Annotated in this window: 1 protein-coding gene and 1 pseudogene; one reads left to right on the top strand and one right to left on the bottom strand. The window is 68.1% G+C overall.

The window, feature by feature from the left end; all coding sequences use genetic code 11:
• The coding region (locus AC1D12_RS34265) for a response regulator (protein WP_477845516.1) at positions 1-305 on the bottom strand (305 nt) is incomplete at its 3' end.
• Positions 306-510: 205 nt separating this feature from the next.
• Here AC1D12_RS34265 and AC1D12_RS34270 point away from each other — a divergent pair.
• A pseudogene (locus tag AC1D12_RS34270) lies at positions 511-911 on the top strand (tripartite tricarboxylate transporter substrate binding protein); the annotation flags it as partial.

A 911-nucleotide genomic window follows, 5' to 3' on the forward strand; every position in this document is an offset into this window, starting at 1 on the left:
GGCTTGGCCAGGTAGTCGTCGGCACCGGCGTTCAGGCCCAGCACCCGGTCGCCGACCGCGCCGCGCGCCGTCAGCACCACGATGGGGACGCGGATCCCCTCGGCGCGCGCGCGGTGCAGCACCTGCAGGCCGTCCAGCCCGGGAATCGTCAGGTCGAGCAGCGTCAGGTCGGGCGGCTGGTTGCGCAGCTGCTGCAGCGCATCGCTGCCGTTGTGCACCACCGCCATGTCGAAGCCGCGCCGCTCGAGCGCCAGCTGCAGCGCCTGCGCCATCGCGAGATCGTCTTCCACCAGCAGGAGTTTCATGGCCGCGAGTGTGCCTTGCCGCGCAAGGGGGTCTTGTCAGGGGCGATCCGGGTCTGACAGGAAGACGACAGCGGGCAGGACCGGGAATGACAGCCGTCTGACAGTCTCATGCCGGCACCCCAGGGCTTGCCCGGATGTAACCGGGCGCTGCTGCGCTCAGGATGGCGCCTCTGTTCAGTGCATTCCCCCTCAAGGAGACTTATTCATGCGACGCCTCTTGCTCAAAACCGTGCTGTTGCCGCTGGCCCTTGCGACCGCCTCCGCGGCCGTGTTCGCCCAGGACAACTTCAAGGTGATGATCGGCGCCAACCCCGGTGGCGGCTACGACCAGACCGGCCGCGGCATCGGCAAGGCCATGCAGGAAGCGGGCGTCGCCGGCTCGATCACCTATGAGAACAAGGGTGGCGCCGGCGGCACGATCGGCCTGGCCCAGTTCGCGAACGCATCGAAGGGCGACCCGAACGCGATGATCGTCGTCGGCGCCATCATGGTTGGYGCGATCGTGCAGAACAAGCCGCCGATCACGCTGAATGACGCGACGCCGGTGGCGCGCCTGCTGGCCGAGTACAACGTGTTCGTCGTGCCGGCCAACTCGCCGCTGAAGAC

It is taken from the genome of Rhizobacter sp. P1_G5, assembly GCF_056405435.1.